Here is a 24,713-nt window from a genome sequence, read left to right as displayed (position 1 = left end):
AAGAATATTCCAAACAACAAAACTATTACTGTAATTCACAATTTAAATTGACAGTTTAAATAGTTATAGCTAGAGTTATAAACTTCTTAAAAATCTGTCAAAGTGGTAAATCTGATCAAATCCCTTAACAAAAGTTCAACAACCATAAGATAACAATGGCAAACAACGAAGAATCACGCGGTTTAAAGTCTTTATTAGATTGGTTTGCGAATCGTCGTAAGTCCGGGAATACAAATCTGGATCGTCAGGAACGAGAAATTGCTGATGGATTGTGGCACAAATGTCCTGAATGCGGAGTTCTTTCCTATACTAAAGATCTCAAAGCTAATCAAATGGTTTGTTCAGAATGTGGTCATCATAATCGTGTCCATAGCGATGAACGCATTAGACAATTAATAGATGCCAATACCTGGACATCTATGGATGAAAACTTACGCCCCACAGATCCTTTGGGTTTTCGCGATCGCAAACCCTATAGCGATCGCCTGCGAGAGACCCAGGAAAAAATCGGGTTAACGGATGCGGTCAAAACCGGATTAGGACAAATCAACGGTTTACCCATTGCCTTAGGAGTGATGGACTTCCGTTTTATGGGAGGGAGTATGGGTTCAGTGGTAGGGGAAAAACTAACCCGTTTAATAGAGCAGGCCACCCAAAGACGCTATCCGGTAGTAATAGTTTGTACATCTGGTGGTGCCAGAATGCAGGAGGGAATGTTATCTTTAATGCAAATGGCTAAAATTTCTGCCGCTCTCCAGCGTCATCAGGATGCCCGTTTACTATATATTCCCGTCTTGACCAATCCTACCACCGGTGGTGTTACTGCCAGTTTTGCCATGTTAGGGGATGTAATTATTGCCGAACCCAAGGCCACCATCGGTTTTGCTGGTAGAAGGGTAATTGAACAAACCCTGCGGGAAAAACTCCCGGAAGACTTTCAAACCGCTGAAGATCTGCTAAAACACGGTTTTGTAGATGAAATTGTTCCTCGAACCCAGTTAAAACATATCCTAACCCAACTGATATCCTTACACCAACCCGTGCCCACAGCAGTAAATATGGTTTTATTAGCTGGAACCTAAAATTGAAACCGGGGTGGGAATATAGCCACAACCCCCACCCATCAATCACCAGCTATAAATCAAAAATCTGAAATCTGAAATCCCCTAAATGGTAAACTGATTCATGCTGATGTTAATGATGGGGAAATATGTTTATAAGACTGATAAGCGTTGTTTTGGCTACTGTTTTGCTGTCGTTTCATCTTTTTATGGGTAGTGCAACCGCAGTAGAGCTAGATGAAGCCACGAGAACCGTCAAACTGAATGAAGCTGGTGATACAATAGTTATTAGCCCTAAGCAGTTACAAGAAGGAAAAAGGCTATTTCAAGACACATGTGCTCAATGTCATGCTGGTGGTGTAACTAAAACCAACCAGAATGTGGGTCTGGAACCAGAAGCTTTGGCGGGTGCTGTCCCAGCACGTGACAACATTGAAGGATTGGTGGACTTTCTCAAGGAACCTAAAACTTACGATGGTGAAGAGGATATATCGGAAATACATCCTGGTCTCAAGAGCGCGGATATCTTTACGGAAATGAAAAACCTCACAGAGGATGATTTAAAAGAGATATCGGCCTACATTCTTATCCAACCCAAAGTCGTTGGTACTCGCTGGGGTGGTGGTAAAATATACTACTAAACATCTCTAGTCGGTAGCTTTCTCTAATGCGCACATTTTTGTTTTAAAATAGTTTTAGTTCCTAGTCCTGATTTGCTAAGAGTATGGGGGTTTAACTTGATTAAATTCTCATCTGCTTCACGAACTCCGGTCTAGGAATTATTTAATAAGTACAACTAAAAAAAAGCGTTTATCCCTTGCAGCTGGCTAAATCCATAAAAAATAACCGGAAAAATAAATTTTTATATGACAAGCTGTCATATTTAGTGTTAAATATAGATAACATGAGATTGGAAAAATAAAACTATATCTCGGGAGAGAATTATGAAACTAATCATGGCAAATTGGAAGCGTTTAACCTTGACTGTGCTGACTTTGGTTCTAGCCGTTAGCACCTTAGTCCTGTTTACCCCCACCGCATCAGCTGAAACCTACACCATCAAACTAGGTACTGACAGAGGACTCTTAAAATTTGAACCCAGTAAGTTAACAATTAAACCCGGGGACACAATCAAATGGGTTAACAATAAAGTTCCCCCCCATAACATTGTATTTGATCCCGTTAAAAACCCTGGCAAGGATAAAGCCTTAGCAAAATCTCTGTCCCACAGTAAATTATTGTTGAATACTCGTCAAAGTGTGACCACAACCTTTCCAGCAGATGCACCTGTTGGTGACTATACCTTTTACTGTGGTCCCCACCGTGGCGCCGGTATGGCGGGTAAAATAACTGTTGCCAGCTAAAAGATATAGCTTCGGTTTTTAAAAACGGTTAGAGTAAATCCATGGCACGCCCAGCGTGCCATTGACGTATAATCAAGTAGTGATTATTGGGAGGAAAATTTCTTGTCTAGACCTCTACCGTTATTAGTTTTAATTCTAGCGATCGCCGTATTTTTTAGCTTCACACTTATTATCGAACCAGTTTTATCAGCAGAAATAAGTAGAGGTCATGCTATTTTTAAGACCGAATGTGCTTCCTGCCATGTAGGGGGTGGTAACATACTCGTTGAAAATAAAACTCTACAAACATCAGCCATGAAAAAATACTTAGAAAACTATGACACTGACCCTATTGGAGCGATTGTGAATCAAATTCAGAATGGGAAAAGTGCCATGCCTGCTTTTAAGAACAAGTTAACCAAGGAAGAAATTCTAGAGGTGGGTCTCTATGTTTTTCAAATGGCAGAAACAGGATGGTAGATTTAGTGGAGATCAAAACTATGATGTGATGACCACCACTAAACAAGCCATGCTCATTTTACCTACCTACTTTGGGGTTGCGCCCTGAGTTTGAGGAACGTTCTCACTGGCATTATTGACCAAATTGAAACGGAGTTGGAAAGGATAAGAACTAATGTTCTGTTCACCTTTAGGGGGATTGGCGTTAAAAAACTCCCGGGTTTGAGATTGGAGTTGGGGAGACACCGATTGGTCTTGAAACTTAATATCCAAAACCTTGCCATCAGGGTCCACAACCAAACGACCGAAAACTACACCTTCCATATCCCGGTTGTTCACAGACACACTTTGGCGGATTGGGTACTGTTCTTTAGAATTAGGGTATTCCTTAAGAATGGTTTGTCTGAGTTTGTTATAGGATTCCAACCTAGCGAGTAATTGTTGTCTTTTTTGAGTTCTGGCATCATTCCCTTGAGATACAGGGTTTTGCACTTCTGGTTGGGAACTAGGCAAACTAGGCGCTTGTTCCTGTAACTTTGTAGGAATATCTGGAACTGGCTTGTCTGGAACAACCGCAAGGGGCCCACCTAACTGGCCTGCAGTAGGTGAAGGAGAAGATGGATTGGAATCAGCTACATTTTGCTGTGGATTAAAGTTAGCTGGGGACTGGTTTTGAGCTATTACCCCAGTGTCTTGCGCACCGCCACTAGGGTCACTATCAATCTTAGCAGTAGAAGGATTATTTAAAGGCTCACTTGGTATTTCCGTGGTTACTTGGTTATCAGCTTGTGGTGATTTACTATCATTGGATTGATTTAGTCTAATTTGGGCATCTATATTATTGACAAAAGCAGATGTTGATGAAGGGGAAAATTTATCTTTGAAGCGTAAATTACTAGCTTTATCTACACTAGTGGCGGGGATCCTTGGCAGTGATTGCCTTTGAGGCAATACAGAAAGATTATAGTTAGAAGAAGAGGTAGGGATAGGAGGTAAGAGGGGAGGGGGTAAAACTGGCTGAACAGGAGGTTCTTGTCCAGCAACACTCAAACCACCCAGGGGAATTTGGGATTGTAAGGCCAGTTGGGGGAGCTGGGCGGCTATTTGGGCTGAAGTAGACTGTGGCAGTCTATTTTGGTCAGCAGGACTCAATTCCATTAGTCCCACAGCCTTAGTCGTGTCAGTTCGTGCAGTCTGATTGTGATTAGAATCAATGGGCATTAATGGCACAATCAAGGCAATAGCCCCATGGATACCAAGAGAAGCTATGGCAGCTATTCCTGTGGGCTGGCCTAATATTTCTGGAATGCTTTTCAGGACGGAGACGTAAGACATAATCTGAATCGTTCACTCGACTTAGTTGCTGTCAGCTAGTTCCAGCAGGCAAAAGGCGGGCAACTAACATAACTTACTTGGGGTTTGCAGTCACAGCCATTTGTGCCATGCCCAACTAGAAACTTGATTTCTTAAATTATATTCCCATTTTCCAAATGTGGCTTCATCTATTCTACAAATAATAACTGTCCACCTATCAACCTATCAAAAGAATTTGCTCATAGGCATTTTTTCCTCCACCTCTGGTAAAGTTTCTAAGGCTAAAACCCCGGACTGACTGGATCCAGAGAGAAGTTTTAACAGACTTGGTCGGGAATCATACAACAGATAAATAATGCGATCGCCCACTTCCCAAGTTTCATTCACCGATATTACCTGTAACCTTTCTTCTCTTTCCAATAACAAGGGCACTAGTACGCCAGTGCGAATCTTTTCCTGAATATGCTGCTGTTGACTTTCAAATTCTTCTTCGTTTAAAGTTGTATTTCCCAATTTCACCCTACCACCGCTCAAATACTCATTCCAGGTTTTTATTGGTAGGTCAGAAACAAAAGCCTGACTGACCCTACTATGAACTGAAACATTACCATGAGGATCTCGGGGGAATATGGCCAAAACTCGAGGTGGATTGAACTCTTCTGCTGCCCGCTGGGACAAAACAAAATTCACTTCTCCATTGTTAGTCATTGCTATGAATGTACCTATTTTAGCAATACCCGCATTTTCTAAAACCTGAGCATCTAAAGCACTATTCACAACCACAGGCAAGTTTTGAGCTTCCGCCTGAGCTAAATATTCTGAATCAGTATCAATTATTACTACCTTCTCTCCCCGTTCCTGGAAAAAGCGAGCAATCAGCAAACTGAGGGGATTACAGCCAACTATCAAGGCTCCTGTTAAATTTTCTGAAGTAATTCCTAGGCATTTCACGAGCCATGAAGCTGTTAAACCCTGACAAAAAACAGTCATAATAATAGTCAGAAATACTAAAGCCTTAATGGCATCTCCACCATTAATTCCATGTTGGGTTAGGGAAATGGCAAATAATGAAGCTACAGAGGCGGAAACTATTCCCCTGGGAGCAACCCAACTTAAAAACAACTTTTGCCGCCAATTCAGACCACTATTCCAAGTACACAAAAGAATATTAATTGGACGCACTACAAACATTAATACCAGGACGGTAAATAAACTGCCCCAACCTAGGGCAAAAACACTAGCAATAGATAAATCCGCTGCCAATAAAATAAACAGTACGGAAACGCCCAGAATTGTCAGTTGATTTTTAAAGCTGCGTAATAAGCGTTCTTCGGGAACGGATGAGTTAGCAAATACCGCACCCGCTACAACTGTGGTCATTACCCCAGATTCGCTGCGGATGGCTTGCGCCATGGTAAACAGACCCCATAGCAATGCTAAAACTACCAGATTTTTCAGTTCAAAGGAGAGGAAGTTGGCACGTTTGAAGACCATGCTCATGACTAAACCGCCTAGAACTCCAATAATCCCTCCCACACCCAGTCGCATTATTAGACCCATAATTGCTCCCATGGGATCCGGATCGCCATTAACAATGGTATCCAGCACCACATAAGCCAAAATTGCCCCCACAGGATCAATTAAAACCCCTTCCCCTTCTAATAGGGTAGCAACTTGCTTATCTACATTAATTTGTTTAACTAATGGTCCAATAACAGTTGGTCCAGTAACTACAACTATGGAGGCGTAAAGAAAGGCCAAGTTCCAGGGAAATTCTCCTAGCCAATGGGCTGCCATACTCCCACCCAGCAAGGTAATTAAAGTCCCCAGGGTTACTAACAGTTGCAAACTCACTGAAACCCTACCCACCTCACGGAAGTCCAATTTCAGTCCACCTTCAAATAAGATGATTGCCGTTGCTAGGGAGACAATCACTTCTAATCCGATACCTAATAATTGAGGATGTAATATTCCCACACCATCATTACCCAGGATGATGCCCAAGAGGAGTAGTAGTACGATACTTGGCAGACGGAAGTGTGCAGCCATCACCTGGGCACTAATACCTACCAGAACCGTTAGTACCATTTGTAAAGTGATTTGAAAAGATGTTTCCATGTTGTGGATTTTGTGATCTTGGCCTCAAAATCCTTTAATTAACCTCTTCAATAGTTACAAGTGTAAGTTTACAAGTCTAAATAACATTCCCGTCATGACGAATCCGAGGGCGTTTTTTCTACTTGGCTCCCTATATTACATGTTTTTTCCGGATTTAGCCACCCGCTGGGCATATTATGTCGGAAATGTGAGGAAATCTTGGATTGAAAGATGTGCAATTGCTGCAATTAAGAGGTTTACTCTTACCCAAAAAAGTTAGCAAAAAAAATTTTTCTTAAACTAGTTGACATTCCCGAAATAATAGGGTAGGTTAATAAGAGTGAAGTCCAGCGCCCCCATCGTCTAGAGGCCTAGGACATCTCCCTTTCACGGAGGTAACGGGGATTCGAATTCCCCTGGGGGTATATAAGTATATAACAATTAAACCATATAATAACAATATCTATGTTCATGGGGGATAACCATTATTATCATTAGGAAGTATTATGAAAATCTTAGTTACTGGCGCAGCAGGCTTTATTGGATTCCATCTGAGTAACTACCTATTAAATCGGGGTGACTATGTGGTAGGAATTGACAATCTGAACAGCTACTACGATGTATCTTTAAAACAAGCTCGATTGGTGCAATTAGAACCCCACAATAAACTATTTAGCTTCATCCCCCTAGATTTAGCTGATCGCGAGAGGGTCAACAATTTATTTGCCCAACACCAATTTGATGTGGTTGTTAATCTAGCAGCTCAAGCTGGGGTCAGATATTCCATAAAAAATCCTCACGCTTATATTGATAGTAATATCATAGGATTTACTAATGTTTTAGAAGCTTGTCGTCACTATGGAGTGAAACACTTAGTATTTGCTTCCTCTAGCTCTGTTTATGGAGCTAATACCAAAATACCATTTTCTACCCATGACAATGTGGATCATCCTATTAGTTTATACGCAGCTACTAAAAAAGCTAATGAGCTAATGGCACATACTTACAGTCATCTGTATGAATTACCCATTACTGGACTACGCTTCTTTACTGTTTATGGTCCTTGGGGAAGGCCAGATATGGCCTACTTTTCATTTACCAAAGCTATTTTATCCGGACAGCCCATAGATGTTTTTAATTATGGTAAAATGAAGCGTGACTTCACTTATATTGATGATATTATCGAAGGGGTAGTAAGAGTTATAGATACTATCCCTCAAAGCAATCCTAACTGGGTTAGTGATATTCCTGATCCTGGTAGCAGTAGAGCGCCATACAAAATATATAATATTGGCAATAACAGTCCGGTAGAGTTAATGCACTTCATTGAAGTTATAGAACAGTGCCTAGGGATAAAAGCCAAAAAAAATATGCTACCCCTACAACCTGGAGATGTGACTATCACCTATGCGGATGTTGATGATTTAATTCAAGACGTTAACTTTAAGCCTGATACTCCTATCGAGGTGGGAGTGAGACAGTTTGTTAAATGGTATAGGGAATACTATCAGGTTTAAGCCGGGTTCAGACTAAACTTCAAGGGTTTATCCTGTTGATAAATCAGGTGATAGTCACTGGATAGAGCTATTTCGGCCTTTTGTAATTCCGAACCCAAATACATAGCGTGGTCAACTTGTAGTCCGGGAGAATTTAATGTTATTTCTCGGGAGAGTTGAGTGGAGGATTTACCAGAATAACAATTAACTACTTCGCCTGAATTAGGAGTAGTATGCTCCACTATAATGCTACCATTTTGGAGGTAAATAATAAAGTTGCCAGCTGGGTCATAGTAATCCTTTTTTTGGCATATTTTGTGGTAGTGGGAAGCAATTACATTTTCTGCATGTTCCCAGCATTCATCATAAATATGAGCACTTTGACTAACAGTAATTAACGGTCCAAGTTGGAGGTTCTGATGAATATCAGATCCCCGGACAATGCCATCATAAATATATTTTTGTAAAGCTCTTAATCCCATCCCATTGGCTGGCCAAGCAGAAAACATATCATTACTACGGAATGTTGCTGTTAGAGATAATTGATCATCTACTATTCTCACCCAAATATGATTTAAACAGGGTGGACTGTCATGCTCATCCTTGACCGCATCCCATAAAGACATGACTGCTCTAGCAGAATCAGGATCATTAATTAATTTATCAATGACCTGTTGAATTTGGTCTTTGCCAAACCAAGAACGTAATCTTTTCCCATAAGTATATTTGACACCTTCTTGGTCATGAGCATCATCTAAAACCTGGGAAATATATTCTGGTAAATAGCTTCTTTCGATGGGTAAATAATTAGGCTCAGGAAAATAAAAATCATCAGGTTCATCGGTGATAATTGCCATTAAATCGATTAATTCTTGCCATTGACTATCATAAGCACTAGGTCTAATTATCCCTGTGGTTTTAATCCGATGGATAATCTTCACCCAGGTTTCAGCTATGGTTTTACCTTCTATTCTATGGCCGTAGCGTACCCCCGGTAAAATTGTGGTTTCAAACTGAGATATGGGAAATTCTAGTGCCATACCCCAAGGAGCAATCATAGGTTTTTGGGCGTAATATTTAATTTTTTCCACCGCTAGGGAAATTGATTTTGCTGTTGCTACCTCTATACTGTGACGTAGTTTTTCTAAAGCATTCAGGTCAATATCAATATCTATATATCCAGTAATAGAAGAGCAAATTACCCAAGACCTGCGACCACTAGCACTAAAATTTTCTTCCACACCATGAGCAAAAAAATCTAGCAAACATTCTATAGCACCAGCATTTTTATCTTCTTTAGTAGCATTTATAACTATTAAATAGTGCACATGGGGATTTAACAACAAATTGCGAACTAATATATTTATCCCCCTAGTTGGTGAGTACAACTGTCCAATAACTGCATACTCGGATGGTTGTAGACGTTTACATAGGGCTTCTTTTACGGTCCAACCAGTTACTACTGCTGTGTTTCCATGACCGTAAATCAATTGATTGCTTTTATACTTTGCAATGTAATTAAATCTATCCATTTTAACTTCTGGTGTCATATGAACAGATCAATGATGAATTTCCAAGTTGAGAATGTATCGACCCAATTGCAACTTTTGCGACCACAATTCATATTCAATCCGTAAATTTTCTGGCAAAATTTTTCCAGTTAATTTTAGATTAGTGGTAAAATTACGTAAGCGAATGGGTTGGCATGGTTGTAAAGATTCCAGAGGTAGCCAATAGCGACTAATTCCATAAACCCCTTTCTCCCAAAAATGCCTGTAACTGATTTGAGTATTACCCTGCATGGTCATGGTTATTCGGTAGGGTGAAATCTCTAACCATAAAACTCTGGGACTGGGAGGGGTTTGCAAATGTTTGTGGATGGGAGCGATCGCATTTTCCGTAGTGGACATATTGTCTGCTTCACAACTAATTAAGGGGGGTGCTGTTAGAAGTAGGTGAAACCTTTCACTATCTTTTTGATATAGGGTAGCAGGAGTTTCCACCACTGACCAAACTGGTAAATCGGTGGAAATAATAGATAAACAAACGGGTTTGTGGTGATGAGTGAGCATGATCAATCGCCGCAGCTATATGGGAGAGCATGTTTTGTTAGAAACTTGGATACTAGGACCTAAAAAGGGGTAGGATATTGGGGAGGAATTTACCAGTGACAGCAACAGAAGCGACTGAAAAATTCCCACCTATTCCAAAGCTAGTGTACTCTAATGTCAGCTGATATTATAACCTTAGAAACTCAAGAAACTGGTTCTCATAACTTAATTATTCACAGATCTGATTCCGATTTGTCTCTACAAGGTCGCATTCAGGTTCCCGGTGATAAGTCTATTTCTCATCGCGCTTTGATGTTGGGAGCTATTGCTGAGGGAGAAACGGAAATTCAAGGACTGCTATTGGGTGAGGATCCCCGCAGCACCTCCAGCTGTTTTCGTTCTCTGGGTGCGGAAATTTCTGATTTGAACACCCAGTTGGTGCGGGTTAAGGGTATTGGTTTAGGGAATTTCCAAGAACCTCTCGATGTTTTAAATGCGGGCAACTCGGGTACGACTATTCGCCTAATGTTGGGTTTGTTAGCTTCCCATCCTGGCAGATTTTTCGCTGTGACTGGTGATGATTCCTTGCGATCGCGTCCCATGTCCCGTGTGGTCAAGCCTTTACAACAAATGTCAGCTCAAATCTGGGGTAGAAAGGGTAATACTTTAGCACCTTTAGCTATTCAAGGGCAATCTCTTAAACCCATCCATTATCACTCCCCCATTGCTTCAGCTCAGGTCAAATCTTGTATTCTTCTTGCTGGTTTGAACACGGAAGGAAAAACTACGGTAACAGAGCCAGCTTTATCTCGAGATCACAGTGAACGAATGTTAAAGGCTTTTGGAGCGGATTTAACCATAGACCCAGGAAGCAATAGTGTGACTATTACGGGTAACGCTAAACTTTATGGTCAGAAGGTGATTGTTCCTGGTGATATCAGCTCTGCTGCTTTTTGGTTGGTTGCTGGATCTATTGTTCCTGGATCTGATTTAGTGGTAGAAAATGTGGGTGTCAATCCCACCCGCACAGGAATTCTGGAAGCTTTGACTATTATGGGAGCAAATATCCAATTAGAAAATCAGCGGGAAGTCGCAGGAGAACCTGTTGCTGATTTGCATGTGCGCTCTAGTCAACTACAAAGTTGTACCATTGCTGGCGATATTATACCTAGACTAATTGATGAAATTCCTATTTTGTCCGTTGCTGCTACCTTTGCTAAGGGAACAACTATAATAAGAGATGCAGCAGAGTTGCGAGTCAAGGAGAGCGATCGCATTACTGTAATGGCACAACAGTTGAATAAAATGGGTGCTAGGGTAACTGAGTTACCTGATGGTATGGAAATTACTGGCGGTACTAATTTAGTGGGTACAGAGGTGGATAGTTATACAGATCATAGAATAGGCATGAGTTTGGCGATCGCAGCTTTAAATGCTCTTGGTACTACTACCATTCATCGTGCTGAAGCAGCAGCTATTTCCTATCCTAATTTTACCAGCACATTAGTAGAAGTTTGTCATCGACATTGCTAAACCATGCCCAAACACTTTAACACCGCTGGCCCCTGCCAATCCGACATCCACTATATGCTTTCATCCCTCGATCGTCTTCCCACCTTAGGGAACCTGATTGATCAGCGAGGTTATTTTGTCATTCATGCTCCCCGTCAAACGGGAAAAACCACTGCTATGATGACCCTCGCACAGCAGTTAACAGAAAGTGGTAACTACACAGCGATTGTTCTGTCAGTAGAAACCGGATCCGCCTTCAAACATGACCCTATACTGGCTGAAAAATATATTATTCGGAGTTGGATTGGCACGACTAAGGTAACTTTACCTGGGGAACTACAACCACCCAAGTTGCGAGACATTCAAGAAGAAATGGGTTTACTTGACCCCAGTGATTTGGATATTAAAACCTATCTTCAGGCTTGGACTCTCGCTTCTCCTCGTCCTCTGGTGGTCTTTTTAGATGAAATTGACAGTCTGGAAGATGAAACCCTGATTACAGTGCTGCGACAGTTACGAGCCGGTTTTCCCCTCCGTCCCCACGGTTTTCCCCATTCCCTAGCCTTGATTGGGGTGCGAGATGTACGGGATTACAAGGTTGCTTCTGGTGGTAGTTTTCGCCTCAATACTGCTAGCCCCTTTAATATAAAACTAGAGTCCTTTACCCTCAGTAACTTCACCCTTTCAGAGGTGACTACTCTCTACCAGCAACACACGGACGCAACGGGACAGGTGTTTTTACCAGAAGCCGTGGCGTTAGTGTTTCATTTAACCCAAGGGCAACCCTGGTTAGTCAATGCGATCGCTCGTCAACTGGTGGAAGTCTTAGTCACTGATCCCACTCAGCCCATTACCGTTGCAGAGGTTGCTCAGGCGAAGGAATTGATTATTCAACGTCAAGAAACCCACCTAGATAGCTTAGTGAAGCGGTTGCGAGAGCCTGAAATTCAGGCTATTTTTGAACCCATGTTATCTGGTGATGAACTGGGGAATATACCAGAGGATGATGTACAACTGTTACTGGATTTAGGACTTTGCCGCTTGCAAAATGGCAGTGGCTTGCAAGTAGCTAACCCAATTTACAAAGAGATTATTCCCAGGGTGCTGGCTTATGTAACCACTGCTTCCTTACCTGCACCTTCTCTTAATCCCCATTGGCTAAACCCTGATCGTAGCCTGAATCCAGAGGCACTACTGGGGTCTTTTCTGGACTTTTGGCGACAACATGGGGAACCTCTTTTGAAAAGTGCGCCTTACCATGAAATTGCTCCTCATCTGGTGTTAATGGCGTTTTTGCATCGCGTACTGAATGGTGGCGGTAGGTTAGAGCGGGAGTACGCGATCGGCTCAGGTCGCATGGATATTTGTTTGCGCTACGGTGCAGTGGTGATGGGGATGGAACTGAAGGTGTGGAAACCGGGTAAGAAAGATCCACTCCCCCAGGGACTCCAACAGTTAGACAAATATCTCGCGGGACTGGGACTCCATACAGGTTGGTTAGTCATCTTCGATCGCCGTCCTGGTTTACTTCCCATTGAAGAACGCACGACTACAGAAGAAGTGGTCAGTCCAGGGGGTAGAGCAATCGTTGTCATTCGGGGTTAAATCGATGGAGAAAAGTCTCTACTTCCTGTGCAGTTGGTTGAGATGCGATCGCTCCTGGGTTGATAGTAGTCAGGGCACCTACCGCACTGGCATAGGTAATAACAGATTTGGCAATTTGCGGATCGCTTAAAGCTTGAATGCCATACTGGTTTAACTGATGGACAAACCCAGCCAAAAAACTATCTCCCGCACCAGTGGTATCCACCACGGGTACGGAAAAGGCTGGTAGTTTGCCCTCATTTTCCGCCAAACAATAGGAACAACCATTTTCTCCATCTGTTACTAAAACCCCTTCTAAAGAGTTAATTCTATAAGTAATTGCCCCGGCATCACTAGTATTAAATAGCCACTCGCCCTCTTCTTTAGTCAGCTTGATAAAATCACAATTGGGTAATATTTGGTGAATCTTCTGCTTTGCTAACTCGCTGTCTTGCCAAAACACAGGTCGCCAATTCACATCCAAAATAATCTTTAAGTCATACCGTTCCGCTAGTTTTAAAGCTTGATGAGTAGCGGCTTCACTTTCGGGGTAGGCCAATTCTAATGTTCCCAAGACTAAAAAATCCGCTTCGTTAAACAACTCTTCAGGTAAATCACTGGCCTTTAAGCAGGTGTCAGCAAACTCCCTAGTATGATATTTACCAAATCCAGCAAAAGTGCGATCGCCATTCAAGTCTCTAACCACATAGACTTGACGGGTAGGAGCTGTGGGATGGCGTTGAACACCTCTAGTATCCACACCCACATCTCCCAGGAGTTTTACCAGGGTGTCACCGGGTTCATCCTGTCCTACAGCACCGATAAATCCTGCTTTTGTTCCTAGTTTAACCAAAGCACAGGCCACATTAGCAGGAGCTCCCCCCGGGTAAGGAGTCCAGGAGTTCACTTCCTCTAATTTTAGACCTATTTGATCGGCTAGACAATCAAATAAAATTTCGCCAAGACACAAAACACTGGAATTACTCATCTGACTTTAGATAAATGACCTAGTTGGGAGTCTGTAGGAATGGATTCAAAAACAATAGAGTTCACTATTTTTAGTCTGTTCAATATGATCAAACAACTAAATTATATCTTAAATTTATCCTATCTTTGAGAATATTTGGTGCAATAATATAACAAATTTGTCTATTTTTAACTACCAACAGAGTTAATCTTTGGAATACTAACGGAGAAATATATAAATCATGACTACTAGTGAGTCTCGGACCCCTGTTACTCTCTCAGATAGAGAACTGCAAATCATCGACTTGGTGGCCGCAGGCTTAACTAACCAAGAAATTGCAGCAAAGTTGGAAATTAGTAAACGTACGGTTGATAACCACATTAGCAATATCTTGACCAAAACCAGGACAGACAACCGAGTAGCTTTAGTACGTTGGGCTTTACAGTGGGGAAAAGTATGCTTAAATGATATTAATTGTTGTACATTGCCTAACTACGATATCTCAAATGGTTCACAGGATTCAAATATCAGCTAATTGATTTGACAAACTAACATCTGTTTGCTCTATCAAAAAGCTGCCTATAAATCCAAAGAAGCATTTTAGCATGAACGGGACATCTATAAAAAAAATGAGAAAACTTTACTTTTTATTACCGGGAACAAATGGTAAGTTCGCCTGTGGCGGTCTTTGGGCTGAGTTAAAAACCATTAGTTTAGTCCGCAACATCTGTAATGCAGAAGTTGTCACCTATCGACAACGGGAAAAAAACCTACTGTTTTTGGACGATCTCCTCCCAAACCCAAATTTGCAGGATGTGATTTTTGTGGTTAGCTGGGGATTTGACATTCCTAAATTGGTACGTAAACTGCAAAAATACAATGTGGTCTATCATGCTCACAGTGCTGGATATAAATTTCATCTGCCATCTTCTATACCTATTATTGCGGTCAGTCGCAATACTATGGGATACTGGGGACAAAAAGCACCCAATAATTTAATTTATTACTTACCTAATCAAATTTCTGACGAGTTTACTAATCTTCATTTAGACAGGGATATTGATGTCCTAGTCCAGTCTCGCAAGTCCTCAGAATATCTACTCCAGCAATTAATTCCCGCACTCCAACAAAAATGTCGGGTTTTAGTAGCGGATTCTTATGTTCCAGATTTACCAGGACTATTCAATAGGTCGAAGATTTACCTTTATGACTCTGCGGAATACTGGGCCCAACAGTCTGTTACTGAAGGCTTTGGGTTACAACCCATGGAAGCTTTAGCATGTGGTTGTCAGGTTTTTTCTAGTATTAACGGTGGTCTTTCAGATTATTTAGATCCCGCATTTAATTGCTATAAAATAGCTGGTTATTCTATTGAGTATGATTTACAACGCATTATAAAAATATTGGATTCCTCAGTTCATTTAACTTTGTCTAATCAAGTTTTGTCTGAGCATCGAACTGAAAGCATCACAGCACGACTTTTAGTAATCCTATCGGAAATTAACCACTTTTTTGACCATCAAAGCCATCAATTATCTACTATTCCCCAACTCACTAAATTCCGATTGGCAACTTTATTGATGAAAAGGGTCTACGGCAAATTTATCCAAAGCTGTTTGGGTAGAATGTCATAATTTCCTAACAAAACTATCCCTGAACCGGGAGTAAATGTTATAATTTGATAACAATTGATCCCCGAAGACCTGATAAATAGGTAAAATGGGTAAAAAACCCACTCTACTCCTTGATCAATAGGCATAATTACCTGTTAGTATTTCATCAGGAAAAACACACCGCCCGATCCCAAAATCGGAAAGTATGTAAACAAATTAAAAAAACAATAAAAACGCTTATACACTGGGCAAAACCAGAAGTCAGGAATGAAAATTCATTTAGAATGGGTAACATTTTATGAACCTTCCTATAATCAGGGGAAGCAATTTGCCCTACAAACTACTGGAGGCTAAAGCCAATGGCAAAAGAACGCCCACCTATGGAGGAGATGACCCTCAGGCAACTCCGTAAAGTTGCCAGTGAGTATGGTGTATCTCGGTACAGCAGAATGCGTAAATCCCAACTGCTGGCATCAATTCAAGAAGTGCAAACTCGCAAATTTTCGATTAGTCCATCTCAGTCACTGGAGGCGCAGGAAAACGTGGAAGCAACAAAATTTGAACTAGGTCAAGAAGATCGTAATGGTGGTTCTTTGTCTGACGTGGACGCTGGACTAGGAGATTTACCAGGTGGTTATGGTGAAAGTCGCATCGTACTTTTACCCCGGGATCCACAATGGGCTTACACCTACTGGGATATACCTAATGAGCATAAGCAAGAGTTGCGTCGCCAAGGTGGACAACAATTGGCTCTACGGATTTATGATGTCACCGATGTTGATTTAGATCATCAAAGTCCTCATAGTCTTCAGGAATATCCTGCGGACGAATTGGCTAGGGAATGGTACTTACCTATTCCTGTGAGCGATCGCGATTATGTTATAGATATTGGCTATCGTACTCCCGATGGTCGCTGGTTGGTGCTAGCACGTTCTGCGAGGGTTCATATTCCTCCTGTATATCCCTCGGATTGGATTGAAGATGTGTTCATCACCGTGGATTTTGAGGAAGACCTGCGTGGTAAGACCAAGTATGAATTAATACCTCCTGCTAAGAAAGCGGCGATTGGAGTTTCTACTGCAATCCCTGGAGGTGATCCAGTTCGTGACAAAATCTATGATTTAGCGGAATCAGGGGAAGCACAAAGAGTTGCTGGTTCCCTGTTTGGCTCTATGCAGCATGTACCTGGTTCCGTACGTTCAGAACAGGCTATAAGTTCTTATGTCTTCCCATCCGGTGTTGGTATGTGGGCAGTCCCCACTGCATCTGGCATTAACGTTAATATGTCTGGTGTTGGCATGTCCGGTGTCGGATTCTCTGCTTCCGCAATACCTGTACGTCCTAGACAATTTTGGTTGGTTGCTGATGCGGAACTAATTGTCTATGGTGCGACTGAACCAGATGCTACGGTGACCATTGGTGGTCGTCCAATTAAACTTAATCCAGATGGTACATTCCGTTTCCAAATGTCCTTCCAAGATGGTTTGATTGACTACCCAATTTTGGCTGTTGCTGCTGATGGTGAGCAAACCCGCTCTATTCACATGAAGTTTGAACGGGAAACACCTTCTCGCCATACTAATACCAAGGAAGAAGCTGTTCTGGAATGGCTTTCTTAGGTATTGAATTTTACATTACTTTATAACTGCAATTTCTCTCCCGCTATATAGCTATATGGCGGGGGTTTTCCCTACTTCTGGTGTTTTTCATAGGCGGAAACTATCCTTTGCACCAGGGGATGACGCACCACATCCTTTTGGGTAAACTCACAAAATGCAATACCCTCAACGTGTTTTAAAATTTGTAAGGCCACGGTCAAACCTGAGTCTTGATTGAGGGGTAAATCAGTTTGGGTGAGATCACCGGTAATAACCATACGGGAACCGAAGCCTAAGCGGGTTAGCACCATTTTCATTTGGGAAGGTGTAGTATTTTGGGCTTCGTCAACAATGATAAAGGCATTGTTTAAAGTACGTCCCCGCATATACGCCAAAGGTGCCACTTCGATGATTCCCCGTTCCATCAAGTTGGGTACTTTTTCCGGGTCAATAAACTCATTAATAGCGTCGTAAAGAGGACGCAGGTAGGGATTAACCTTTTGCTGCAAGTCCCCAGGTAAAAATCCTAGTCTTTCCCCAGCTTCCACTGCAGGACGTGTCAAGATCAATCTTTCAAACTGATTAGATAGCAGTTCTTGTACAGCAACCACAACAGCAAGATAGGTTTTACCCGTGCCCGCAGGACCAACACCAAATGTTAGGTCCCGTTTGCGAATGGCTTCAATATATTGTCGTTGACGAAAAGTTTTAGCGCGAACCTCTTGACCACGACGACTCTTAGCCAGAATGTCCCGTTGTAAATCCTGCAGTTCCCCCTGGCGATCGCCCTCTATTGCTTGACGTGCGGTTAAAATATCCGCACTGGCAATATTATTCCCTGTACTCCAAAGCTCTTCTAGGGATTGGACTATTTTCACTGCTAGATCCACATGTTGTTCCTTACCGGAAACCAGAAGTTCTTGTCCCCTGAGAACCAAATTAGCTCCCGTTTGTTGGGACAGAAATTTCAGATTTGCTTCCCCATATCCTGCTAGTGCGATCGCACTAGGAATATTAGGCAACCCAATTATAACCGTACCTGCCATATTTGTAAAATTCGTGGAACATACATCCTTAACCTCATTAAAGAAGTTAAGGATCCCAGTATGAGGTTGTTGATAACTTAACGACGGAAACGGGGTTTAGAAAAAGATCCGGGGGTATTTCCACTCCGTGATTTGGGTGGGAATATTTTTTCTTCCTCATCACTTCCATCTGGACTATGGGAATTATTGCCATAAATGTCCAGATATACCGATTGACCCGCTAATTCTGCTGCTGCTGTAACTACAGTCCTAATTGCCTGAATATTGCGTCCTCCCCGACCAAAAACCTTGCCTTTGTCCGTAGGGTCAAAAGCAATGCGAATCCAAGCCCGTTTTAGGGTATTGGACATTTCACAATCGATTCTCAAAGACCCTGGGGAGTCCAAAAATGGTTCCACAAGAAATCTCACCAGTCCCGTATAGTTAGGACTGGTTGTTGATAATTTTGTCTCTAGCTTATGATGATGCGGCGTTGGCACTGACTTGTTCAAAAACATTAGCTTTTACTAAAAGGCGACGAACTGTGTCCGTAGGCTGAGCGCCTTGTTGCAGACGCTTTACAATACCAGGAACATCAAGACGCACTTCATCAGTTCTGGGGTTGTAAAATCCTAGTTCTTCCAAAGGACGACCATCACGACGAGATAGGTCGTTAATGGCAATAATACGGTAGCTTGCTTCCCGCTTTTTACCAAGTCGCTTTAAGCGCAATTTGATCATGTTGAGAGTTTATTCTCCTGTTAATTTATCAGTGGTCATTTTTTGGGCATTAAACCCCAACTATAGCATAGCCATCAAGGAATAGGGAAACCTACAGGGTGCCAAATCCTTTTTTCTTTTTTTCCTTCTTTTTCTTGGTGGTAGGTGGTGCGCCTCCAGGATAACCCCGCCAACCTGGACTGGGACGATTTCCTGCTGCTAGGGGGTTACCCCCACCAAACATACCTGGCGGAAAATTACCCTGTCCCATTTGCTGCATTAGCGATCGCATCTTTTGAAAGTCTGATACTAATTTAGTCACATCCGATTCTTTGTAACCAGAACCGGAAGCGATTCGCCTGCGTCGACTAGGAGAGCTAGCCAACAAATCTGGGTCTTTACGCTCTTGCTTAGTCATAGAACTAATCATAGACTCACAGCGTTTTAGTTGGGTTTCCCCTTGTTTTAACTGCTCATCAGAAATTTTATTCATTCCGGGGATTAATTTCATAACCCCACCTAAAGAGCCCATATTTTTCATGAGGCGCAGCTGTTTGAGGAAGTCGGTAAAATCAAACCTGGCCGAGAGAATTTTCTCCTGCATTTTCTCAGCATCAGCTAGATCAATTTCCTCCTGTGCTTTTTCCACCAAGGTCAGCACATCACCCATACCCAAAATACGGGATGCCATGCGGTCAGGGTAAAATGGCTGTAGAGCTTCAACCTTTTCCCCCACACCGATAAATTTAATTGGGGCTCCGGAAATTTGCCGCACTGATAAAGCTGCACCACCTCGGCTATCACCATCCATTTTAGTCAAAATAGCACCGGTAATCCCAATCTGTTCATGAAAGGTGCGGGTCAGATTAGCTGCTTCCTGTCCTGTCATGGCATCCACAACTAATAGAGTTTCATCAGGTTCAATAGTTGATTTGATCCTGGATAATTCCGCCATCATGTCCTGGTCTATTTGTAACCTTCCAGCTGTATCAACAATTACCGTGTTGATCCCTTCATTCCTGGCTCTTTCCACTCCTTGACGAGCTATTTCAACCGGGTCAGCATCACTACCCATTTCAAAAACAGGTACGTCAATTTGCTTACCTAGTGTAACTAATTGATCAATAGCCGCAGGACGATATATATCCGTAGCTACCAACAAACAACTGCGATTAGTTTTTCTTAAATGGAGAGCTAACTTAGCAGTAGCGGTAGTTTTCCCCGTACCCTGTAAACCAGCCATCAGGACGACGGTGGTTTGGTTTTGTGCTTCTGCTAGGGGTACATTTTCTTCTCCCATGACCTGCACTAGTTCATCATAAACAATTTTGATAAACTGCTGGTCAGGTCGTACTCCAGATATTACCTCTGCTCCCTGGGCCTTAGTTTCAACATCGGCAATAAAATCCTTGACTACCTGTAAGTTAACATCTGCTTCTAACAAAGCACGACGCACTTCGCGCAAGGCATCTTGAATGTTAGATTGGGAGATCTTGTCTTGTCCCCGGAGTTTTTTCCAGGCAGCTTCTAAGCGGTCAGATAGTGCATCAAACATCTGGTCAAATATGAATTTACATTATATATCATTGTATATAATTTATGATTGTCAAACTTGATTTGAGAACCTAGCTCCCTCAAAAACAAGACCCCCCCAGAGAGGTTAGTTCCAAACTGGGGGGATCACATATTGAATAGTCTATAAGTCTTTCGGTATAGTCAATTAAGTAAAATATAACCAATCTATTCCATTTTGGCTACCCCTTGAGAGTTCAATTAACAAAAATTTATAAAAAATTTATATTTCTAGGTTTTACTAGATCCCTGGCTGGTTTTTTGATAAAAAAAGAATCTGTATATGCTTGAATTAGCCAATTAATCAACTATCATGGTAGGAAGCTTAGCAAAGTACATTCCAAATAACTTCAAAAATGCTAAACCGCATTAAGGAAATAAGTAATAATATTGCACCTCGCTTACGAGAAATTTACCGTCACCTTCATGCTCACCCGGAACTGAGTGGTCAAGAACATCAAACTGCAGCATTTGTGGCGGGTGTGTTGTCTTCCAGCGGATTGCACGTCTTAGAGGAAGTGGGTAAAACTGGTGTTGTCGGGGAATTACTCACCAATCATCCGAGAGAGGAGATTTTGGCAATTCGTACCGATATGGATGCCTTACCTATACAAGAACGTACCGGACTAGACCATAGTTCATCCAGGGATGGAGTGATGCACGCTTGTGGACATGATGTTCATACCACAGTAGGTCTAGGAACAGCCATGGTGCTATCGGAAATAGCCAACCATGTAGAAGGGAGAATCAGGTTTTTATTTCAACCTGCAGAAGAAATTGCCCAGGGTGCGGGTTGGATGGTACAAGAGGGAGCAATGAATGATGTTTGTGCCATTTTAGGGGTTCATGTTTTTCCGTCTATTTCTGCCGGATCTGTAGGTATTCGTTATGGTGCATTAACTGCAGCAGCAGACGATTTAGAAATTATTATTTTAGGTGAATCTGGACATGGCGCTCGTCCTCATGAAGCAGTAGATGCAATTTGGATTGCATCTCAAGTAATTACTGCCCTACAGCAAGCTATTAGTCGAACTCAAAATCCCTTACGTCCTGTAGTATTGAGCATTGGTAAAATTAGTGGTGGTAGAGCCCCAAATGTAATTGCCGATAGAGTTCAGTTACTAGGTACAGTGCGGTCTCTTCACCCAGAAACTCGCAGTCAAATGCCAGCATGGATAGATAAAATAGTTGCTAACGTTTGTAATTGTTATAATGCCAAATATCAAGTGAATTACCGTCATGGTATATCCAGCGTGCAAAATGATTATTCCCTAACCCAATTATTACAATCTGCTGCGGAAGAAGCATGGGGTAGCGATTACGTACAGGTTTTACCAGAACCCTCCCTAGGAGCAGAGGATTTTTCTGTTTATTTGGATTATGCTCCTGGTTCCATGTTTCGTCTCGGGGTGGGTTATAAAGACAGAATTATCAATCATCCCTTACATCATCCTCAATTTGAGGTAGATGACTCTGCAATTATTACCGGAGTCGTGACATTGGCCTATGCAGCATATAAGTATTGGCAAAAATAAGATCAACATTCCATGTTAACTATCATCGGATGCGGAAATCTCAATCGTAATGATGACGGTGTGGGGGTAATCATTGCCCAGAAATTACAGCAATATGTGGCGGAAAATCCCCACCCCCAGGTGAGGATTTTTGATTGTGGTACTGGGGGAATAGAAGTGATGTTCCAAGCTAGAGGAAGCAAAAAATTAATTATTGTGGATGCTAGTTGCACGAATTCCCAACCTGGTGCTATATTTAGAGTCCCAGGGAAAGAATTGGAAGGTCTACCCCAAGTGGGTTATAACCTGCATGGTTTCCGTTGGGATCACGCCCTAGCTGCTGGGAGAAAAATCTTTGCGGATGATTTCCCCCAGGATGTGACTGTTTATTTGATTGAAGCGGAAAATCTAGATTTTGGTCTAGATTTAAGTCCTGCTGTTAATCACTCCGCTCAATTAGTTTTTGCAGAACTAATTACAACAATTGAGAACGCTAACTTTACTTAGGACTTATAAGACCTATAAATCTCGGGTTCTACGCCCAATCCCGATAAACAGAGAGTTCATCTACCCTCATTTCAAATGGTATAGCACCAGCATCGGGCGGACAAATACGAATTTTGGCACTGCTAACCACACTGTAAAGTAAACTAGCCATGGGGACAATTTTTTGCAAAATTCGCCAATTGCTTACCTGGTCTGGACACTCAATTACTAAAGTCAAAGCTTTAGTATCTGTTATCATGTACCAACGACAGTAAGAGAGCAAGTTTTGAATATTCCGGTCACACCCATGATAAAAGTAGCGACTGATAGAGTATTCCAGCTGTTGGCGCAGAATAATATCTGCTGAAGTGGCTTGAATGGGGTGTTGGTCATCAGCGTTGAATCCTGACTTTATTCTAACCATTTCCGTTGATTTTCCTATGTTATTTGTCGGTAGTCGTCAAATAAAAACATCCTTATTGGGTTTTAGAAAAGATTGGGCTTAATCATCATAATAAGCACCAATATCATTACAATCTACTCCCCAATAATTATTGCTGGAGAAATATAAATAACTTCTTGGACAGGTATGTACCATCTGATTAGCTTTGGTGAGCATTCCTCCACCACTACCTAACTACCAATAAAACTCTAATTTTCAAATTCTCAATCAGTATTTAGAGGTAGTTTACGATGGTGAAAGATTGATTTTGATGTTGTTGCGTTATCAGTATTTAATTTATCGTCGTCCCTGTCTTGAGATTTCCAGCTAGACATAATGATAGACATAACTAACTAAAAAAATGAAATTATCGATACTGTCACCCAGTATAATGTTGAAGGAAGTATGCTAAAATCATGTTTTGCTTTTCTGCTAAATTTCCTATGGATCAGGATATTTATATTGAATTAAAAAAATTGAAAAAAGAAACCAAAAAAATACCCCCCATTACTGGAGGGCATTTTCAATCAATTAAAACTGTTTGAGATTAACCATTGATTGCAGGAGCAGTCAAAGCAACAGGAGCAACTTCACCAGCAGCTAGGTCTAAGGGGAAGTTGTGAGCATTGCGCTCGTGCATTACTTNNNATGGATTGGTTGAAGTTGAATCCGTTCAGGTTGAATGCCATGGTGCTTACACCTAAAGCAGTAAACCAAATACCAACTACTGGCCATGCAGCCAAGAAGAAGTGTAGAGAACGGCTATTGTTGAATGAAGCGTATTGGAATATCAAACGACCAAAGTAGCCGTGTGCAGCAACGATGTTATAGGTTTCTTCTTCTTGACCGAATCTGTAACCGTAGTTTTGAGATTCGGTTTCGGTGGTTTCACGCACCAAGGAAGAGGTTACCAAAGAACCGTGCATTGCAGAGAACAAGCTACCACCAAATACACCAGCTACACCTAGCATGTGGAAGGGGTGCATCAAAATGTTGTGTTCAGCTTGGAACACAATCATGAAGTTGAATGTACCGGAAATACCTAAAGGCATACCGTCGGAGAAGGAACCTTGTCCGATGGGGTAGATCAAGAATACTGCAGTAGCAGAAGCCAAAGGCGCAGAGTAAGCTACACAGATCCAAGGACGCATACCCAAGCGGTAGGACAATTCCCACTGACGACCTAAGTAGCAAGCGCAACCGATCAGGAAGTGGAAAATTACCAACTGGTAAGGACCACCGTTATATAACCATTCATCTAAGGAAGCAGCTTCCCAAATGGGGTAGAAGTGCAAACCAATGGCGTTGGAGGAAGGAACAACCGCACCGGAGATGATGTTGTTTCCGTAAATCAAAGATCCTGCCACGGGTTCGCGGATACCATCAATATCCACAGGGGGAGCAGCGATGAAGGCAATAATGAAACAGGTGGTTGCAGCCAATAGGGTAGGGATCATTAGCACTCCGAACCAACCGACGTAGATACGGTTTTCGGTGCTGGTGATGAATTCACAGAAACGATCCCATACGCTAGCGTTAGAGCGCTGTTGTAAGGTAGTGGTCATTTTTTATGATTGCTTTATGAGCTTTATGATATGATAATAAGTAGGCGGTTATCCCTACTTGATATACTAATTTAAAGGATACTTCTTCTATTGTAAAGGGGTTTACTATTAGTAAATCTGATAACATTTCCTGATTATGATAAGTTTATCAAATAGTTTTTGAATATAAACCTCCAGGAGTGGGTGGAATTAAATAGTAAGATGAACGTAGGTTGGGTTGAAGTATGAAACCCAACACCCGCACAGGTTAGGCTACCACTAACCCATCCTAAGAATAATTGTGCCTCCCTACCC

General features: G+C 41.9%; 22 protein-coding genes, 1 tRNA gene and 2 pseudogenes. 13 read left to right on the top strand and 12 right to left on the bottom strand.

Annotated features, from left to right (window positions below; all coding sequences use genetic code 11):
- The first annotated feature begins 155 nt into the window (after positions 1-155).
- The 4 genes from accD to ASL19_RS05040 all read left to right on the top strand — a co-directional run bounded on the left by accD (position 156) and on the right by ASL19_RS05040 (position 2,884).
- Complete coding sequence (accD, locus tag ASL19_RS05055; RefSeq protein ID WP_006276581.1) at positions 156-1,082, top strand: acetyl-CoA carboxylase, carboxyltransferase subunit beta; 927 nt, start codon at positions 156-158, stop codon at positions 1,080-1,082.
- Between the two features lie 128 nt (positions 1,083-1,210).
- Positions 1,211-1,702 carry a photosystem II cytochrome c-550 gene (gene psbV / locus ASL19_RS05050; protein ID WP_040008552.1) on the top strand — a complete coding sequence of 164 codons (492 nt, stop codon included), beginning with the start codon at positions 1,211-1,213 and terminating at the stop codon, positions 1,700-1,702.
- A 303-nt stretch (positions 1,703-2,005) separates the two neighbouring features.
- Positions 2,006-2,425: a plastocyanin gene (petE, locus tag ASL19_RS05045; RefSeq protein WP_057177505.1), complete on the top strand. Its 420-nt coding sequence runs from the start codon at positions 2,006-2,008 to the stop codon at positions 2,423-2,425.
- 102 nt (positions 2,426-2,527) lie between these two features.
- A complete protein-coding gene (locus ASL19_RS05040; protein ID WP_057177504.1) occupies positions 2,528-2,884 on the top strand; it encodes a c-type cytochrome in 357 nt (118 codons plus the stop codon).
- A 66-nt stretch (positions 2,885-2,950) separates the two neighbouring features.
- On the opposite strand, the gene ASL19_RS05035 is transcribed toward ASL19_RS05040, so the two are convergent.
- Positions 2,951-4,198 carry a hypothetical protein gene (locus ASL19_RS05035; protein ID WP_057177503.1) on the bottom strand — a complete coding sequence of 416 codons (1,248 nt, stop codon included), beginning with the start codon at positions 4,196-4,198 and terminating at the stop codon, positions 2,951-2,953.
- A 204-nt stretch (positions 4,199-4,402) separates the two neighbouring features.
- Positions 4,403-6,295 (bottom strand): sodium:proton antiporter, encoded by a 1,893-nt coding sequence (locus ASL19_RS05030; RefSeq protein ID WP_057177502.1) that lies wholly within the window; start codon positions 6,293-6,295, stop codon positions 4,403-4,405.
- Between the two features lie 331 nt (positions 6,296-6,626).
- Between ASL19_RS05030 and ASL19_RS05025 the strand changes: the two genes are divergently transcribed.
- Positions 6,627-6,699, top strand: a tRNA-Glu gene (locus tag ASL19_RS05025).
- An 81-nt stretch (positions 6,700-6,780) separates the two neighbouring features.
- Complete coding sequence (locus ASL19_RS05020; RefSeq protein WP_057177501.1) at positions 6,781-7,791, top strand: NAD-dependent epimerase; 1,011 nt, start codon at positions 6,781-6,783, stop codon at positions 7,789-7,791.
- Here ASL19_RS05020 and ASL19_RS05015 read toward each other — a convergent pair.
- Both ASL19_RS05015 and ASL19_RS05010 read right to left on the bottom strand, forming a co-directional pair.
- Positions 7,788-9,320 (bottom strand): thymidylate synthase, encoded by a 1,533-nt coding sequence (locus ASL19_RS05015; RefSeq protein WP_057177500.1) that lies wholly within the window; start codon positions 9,318-9,320, stop codon positions 7,788-7,790. The genes ASL19_RS05020 and ASL19_RS05015 overlap by 4 nt on opposite strands.
- 9 nt (positions 9,321-9,329) lie before the next feature.
- Positions 9,330-9,842 (bottom strand): hypothetical protein, encoded by a 513-nt coding sequence (locus ASL19_RS05010; RefSeq protein WP_057177499.1) that lies wholly within the window; start codon positions 9,840-9,842, stop codon positions 9,330-9,332.
- A gap of 153 nt (positions 9,843-9,995) precedes the next feature.
- On the opposite strand from ASL19_RS05010, the gene aroA reads away from it, so the two are divergent.
- Positions 9,996-11,354 (top strand): 3-phosphoshikimate 1-carboxyvinyltransferase, encoded by a 1,359-nt coding sequence (gene aroA, locus ASL19_RS05005; RefSeq protein WP_057177498.1) that lies wholly within the window; start codon positions 9,996-9,998, stop codon positions 11,352-11,354.
- Between the two features lie 3 nt (positions 11,355-11,357).
- Complete coding sequence (locus tag ASL19_RS05000; RefSeq protein WP_057177497.1) at positions 11,358-12,938, top strand: AAA-like domain-containing protein; 1,581 nt, start codon at positions 11,358-11,360, stop codon at positions 12,936-12,938.
- Here the strand turns inward: ASL19_RS05000 and ASL19_RS04995 are convergent.
- The gene (locus tag ASL19_RS04995) at positions 12,925-13,905 is read right to left on the bottom strand and encodes a carbohydrate kinase (RefSeq protein ID WP_057177496.1); all 981 of its coding nucleotides are present in this window, start codon (positions 13,903-13,905) and stop codon (positions 12,925-12,927) included. The genes ASL19_RS05000 and ASL19_RS04995 overlap by 14 nt on opposite strands.
- Before the next feature lie 220 nt (positions 13,906-14,125).
- Between ASL19_RS04995 and ASL19_RS04990 the strand changes: the two genes are divergently transcribed.
- The 3 genes from ASL19_RS04990 (at position 14,126) to ASL19_RS04980 (ending at position 17,116) form a co-directional block, all read left to right on the top strand.
- Entirely contained in the window at positions 14,126-14,419 is a 294-nt protein-coding gene (locus ASL19_RS04990; RefSeq protein ID WP_006276593.1) for a LuxR C-terminal-related transcriptional regulator, read from the top strand.
- A gap of 94 nt (positions 14,420-14,513) precedes the next feature.
- Complete coding sequence (locus ASL19_RS04985; RefSeq protein ID WP_057177495.1) at positions 14,514-15,518, top strand: glycosyltransferase; 1,005 nt, start codon at positions 14,514-14,516, stop codon at positions 15,516-15,518.
- A 338-nt stretch (positions 15,519-15,856) separates the two neighbouring features.
- Positions 15,857-17,116 (top strand): DUF4912 domain-containing protein, encoded by a 1,260-nt coding sequence (locus tag ASL19_RS04980; protein WP_057177494.1) that lies wholly within the window; start codon positions 15,857-15,859, stop codon positions 17,114-17,116.
- A 71-nt stretch (positions 17,117-17,187) separates the two neighbouring features.
- On the opposite strand, the gene ASL19_RS04975 is transcribed toward ASL19_RS04980, so the two are convergent.
- The 4 genes from ASL19_RS04975 to ffh form a co-directional block, all read right to left on the bottom strand.
- Positions 17,188-18,141 carry a PhoH family protein gene (locus ASL19_RS04975; protein ID WP_006276597.1) on the bottom strand — a complete coding sequence of 318 codons (954 nt, stop codon included), beginning with the start codon at positions 18,139-18,141 and terminating at the stop codon, positions 17,188-17,190.
- Between the two features lie 77 nt (positions 18,142-18,218).
- Entirely contained in the window at positions 18,219-18,638 is a 420-nt protein-coding gene (locus tag ASL19_RS04970; protein WP_057177493.1) for a KH domain-containing protein, read from the bottom strand.
- A complete protein-coding gene (gene rpsP, locus ASL19_RS04965) occupies positions 18,598-18,861 on the bottom strand; it encodes a 30S ribosomal protein S16 (protein ID WP_006276599.1) in 264 nt (87 codons plus the stop codon). The genes ASL19_RS04970 and rpsP overlap by 41 nt, the downstream gene beginning before the upstream one ends.
- Before the next feature lie 91 nt (positions 18,862-18,952).
- A complete protein-coding gene (gene ffh / locus ASL19_RS04960; protein ID WP_006276600.1) occupies positions 18,953-20,395 on the bottom strand; it encodes a signal recognition particle protein in 1,443 nt (480 codons plus the stop codon).
- Positions 20,396-20,768: 373 nt separating this feature from the next.
- On the opposite strand from ffh, the gene ASL19_RS04955 reads away from it, so the two are divergent.
- Together ASL19_RS04955 and ASL19_RS04950 are read left to right on the top strand one after the other, a co-directional pair.
- The gene (locus ASL19_RS04955) at positions 20,769-21,947 is read left to right on the top strand and encodes a M20 family metallopeptidase (RefSeq protein WP_057177492.1); all 1,179 of its coding nucleotides are present in this window, start codon (positions 20,769-20,771) and stop codon (positions 21,945-21,947) included.
- A gap of 12 nt (positions 21,948-21,959) precedes the next feature.
- Positions 21,960-22,433: a hydrogenase maturation protease gene (locus tag ASL19_RS04950; protein ID WP_057177491.1), complete on the top strand. Its 474-nt coding sequence runs from the start codon at positions 21,960-21,962 to the stop codon at positions 22,431-22,433.
- Between the two features lie 28 nt (positions 22,434-22,461).
- Here ASL19_RS04950 and ASL19_RS04945 read toward each other — a convergent pair whose 3' ends face one another.
- The 3 genes and pseudogenes from ASL19_RS04945 to psbA all read right to left on the bottom strand — a co-directional run.
- Positions 22,462-22,836, bottom strand: a complete 375-nt coding sequence (locus ASL19_RS04945; protein WP_057177490.1) for a hypothetical protein — start codon at positions 22,834-22,836, stop codon at positions 22,462-22,464.
- Positions 22,837-23,401: 565 nt separating this feature from the next.
- Positions 23,402-23,499 (bottom strand): annotated as a pseudogene (locus tag ASL19_RS18510) (photosystem II protein D1); the annotation flags it as partial.
- 3 nt (positions 23,500-23,502) lie between these two features.
- A pseudogene (gene psbA / locus ASL19_RS04940) lies at positions 23,503-24,419 on the bottom strand (photosystem II q(b) protein); the annotation flags it as partial.
- Positions 24,420-24,713 lie beyond the last annotated feature (294 nt).

It is taken from the genome of Cylindrospermopsis sp. CR12 (assembly GCF_001432185.1).
Lineage (GTDB): Bacteria > Cyanobacteriota > Cyanobacteriia > Cyanobacteriales > Nostocaceae > Raphidiopsis > Raphidiopsis raciborskii.
This window is presented reverse-complemented; position numbering and strand designations above follow the sequence as displayed.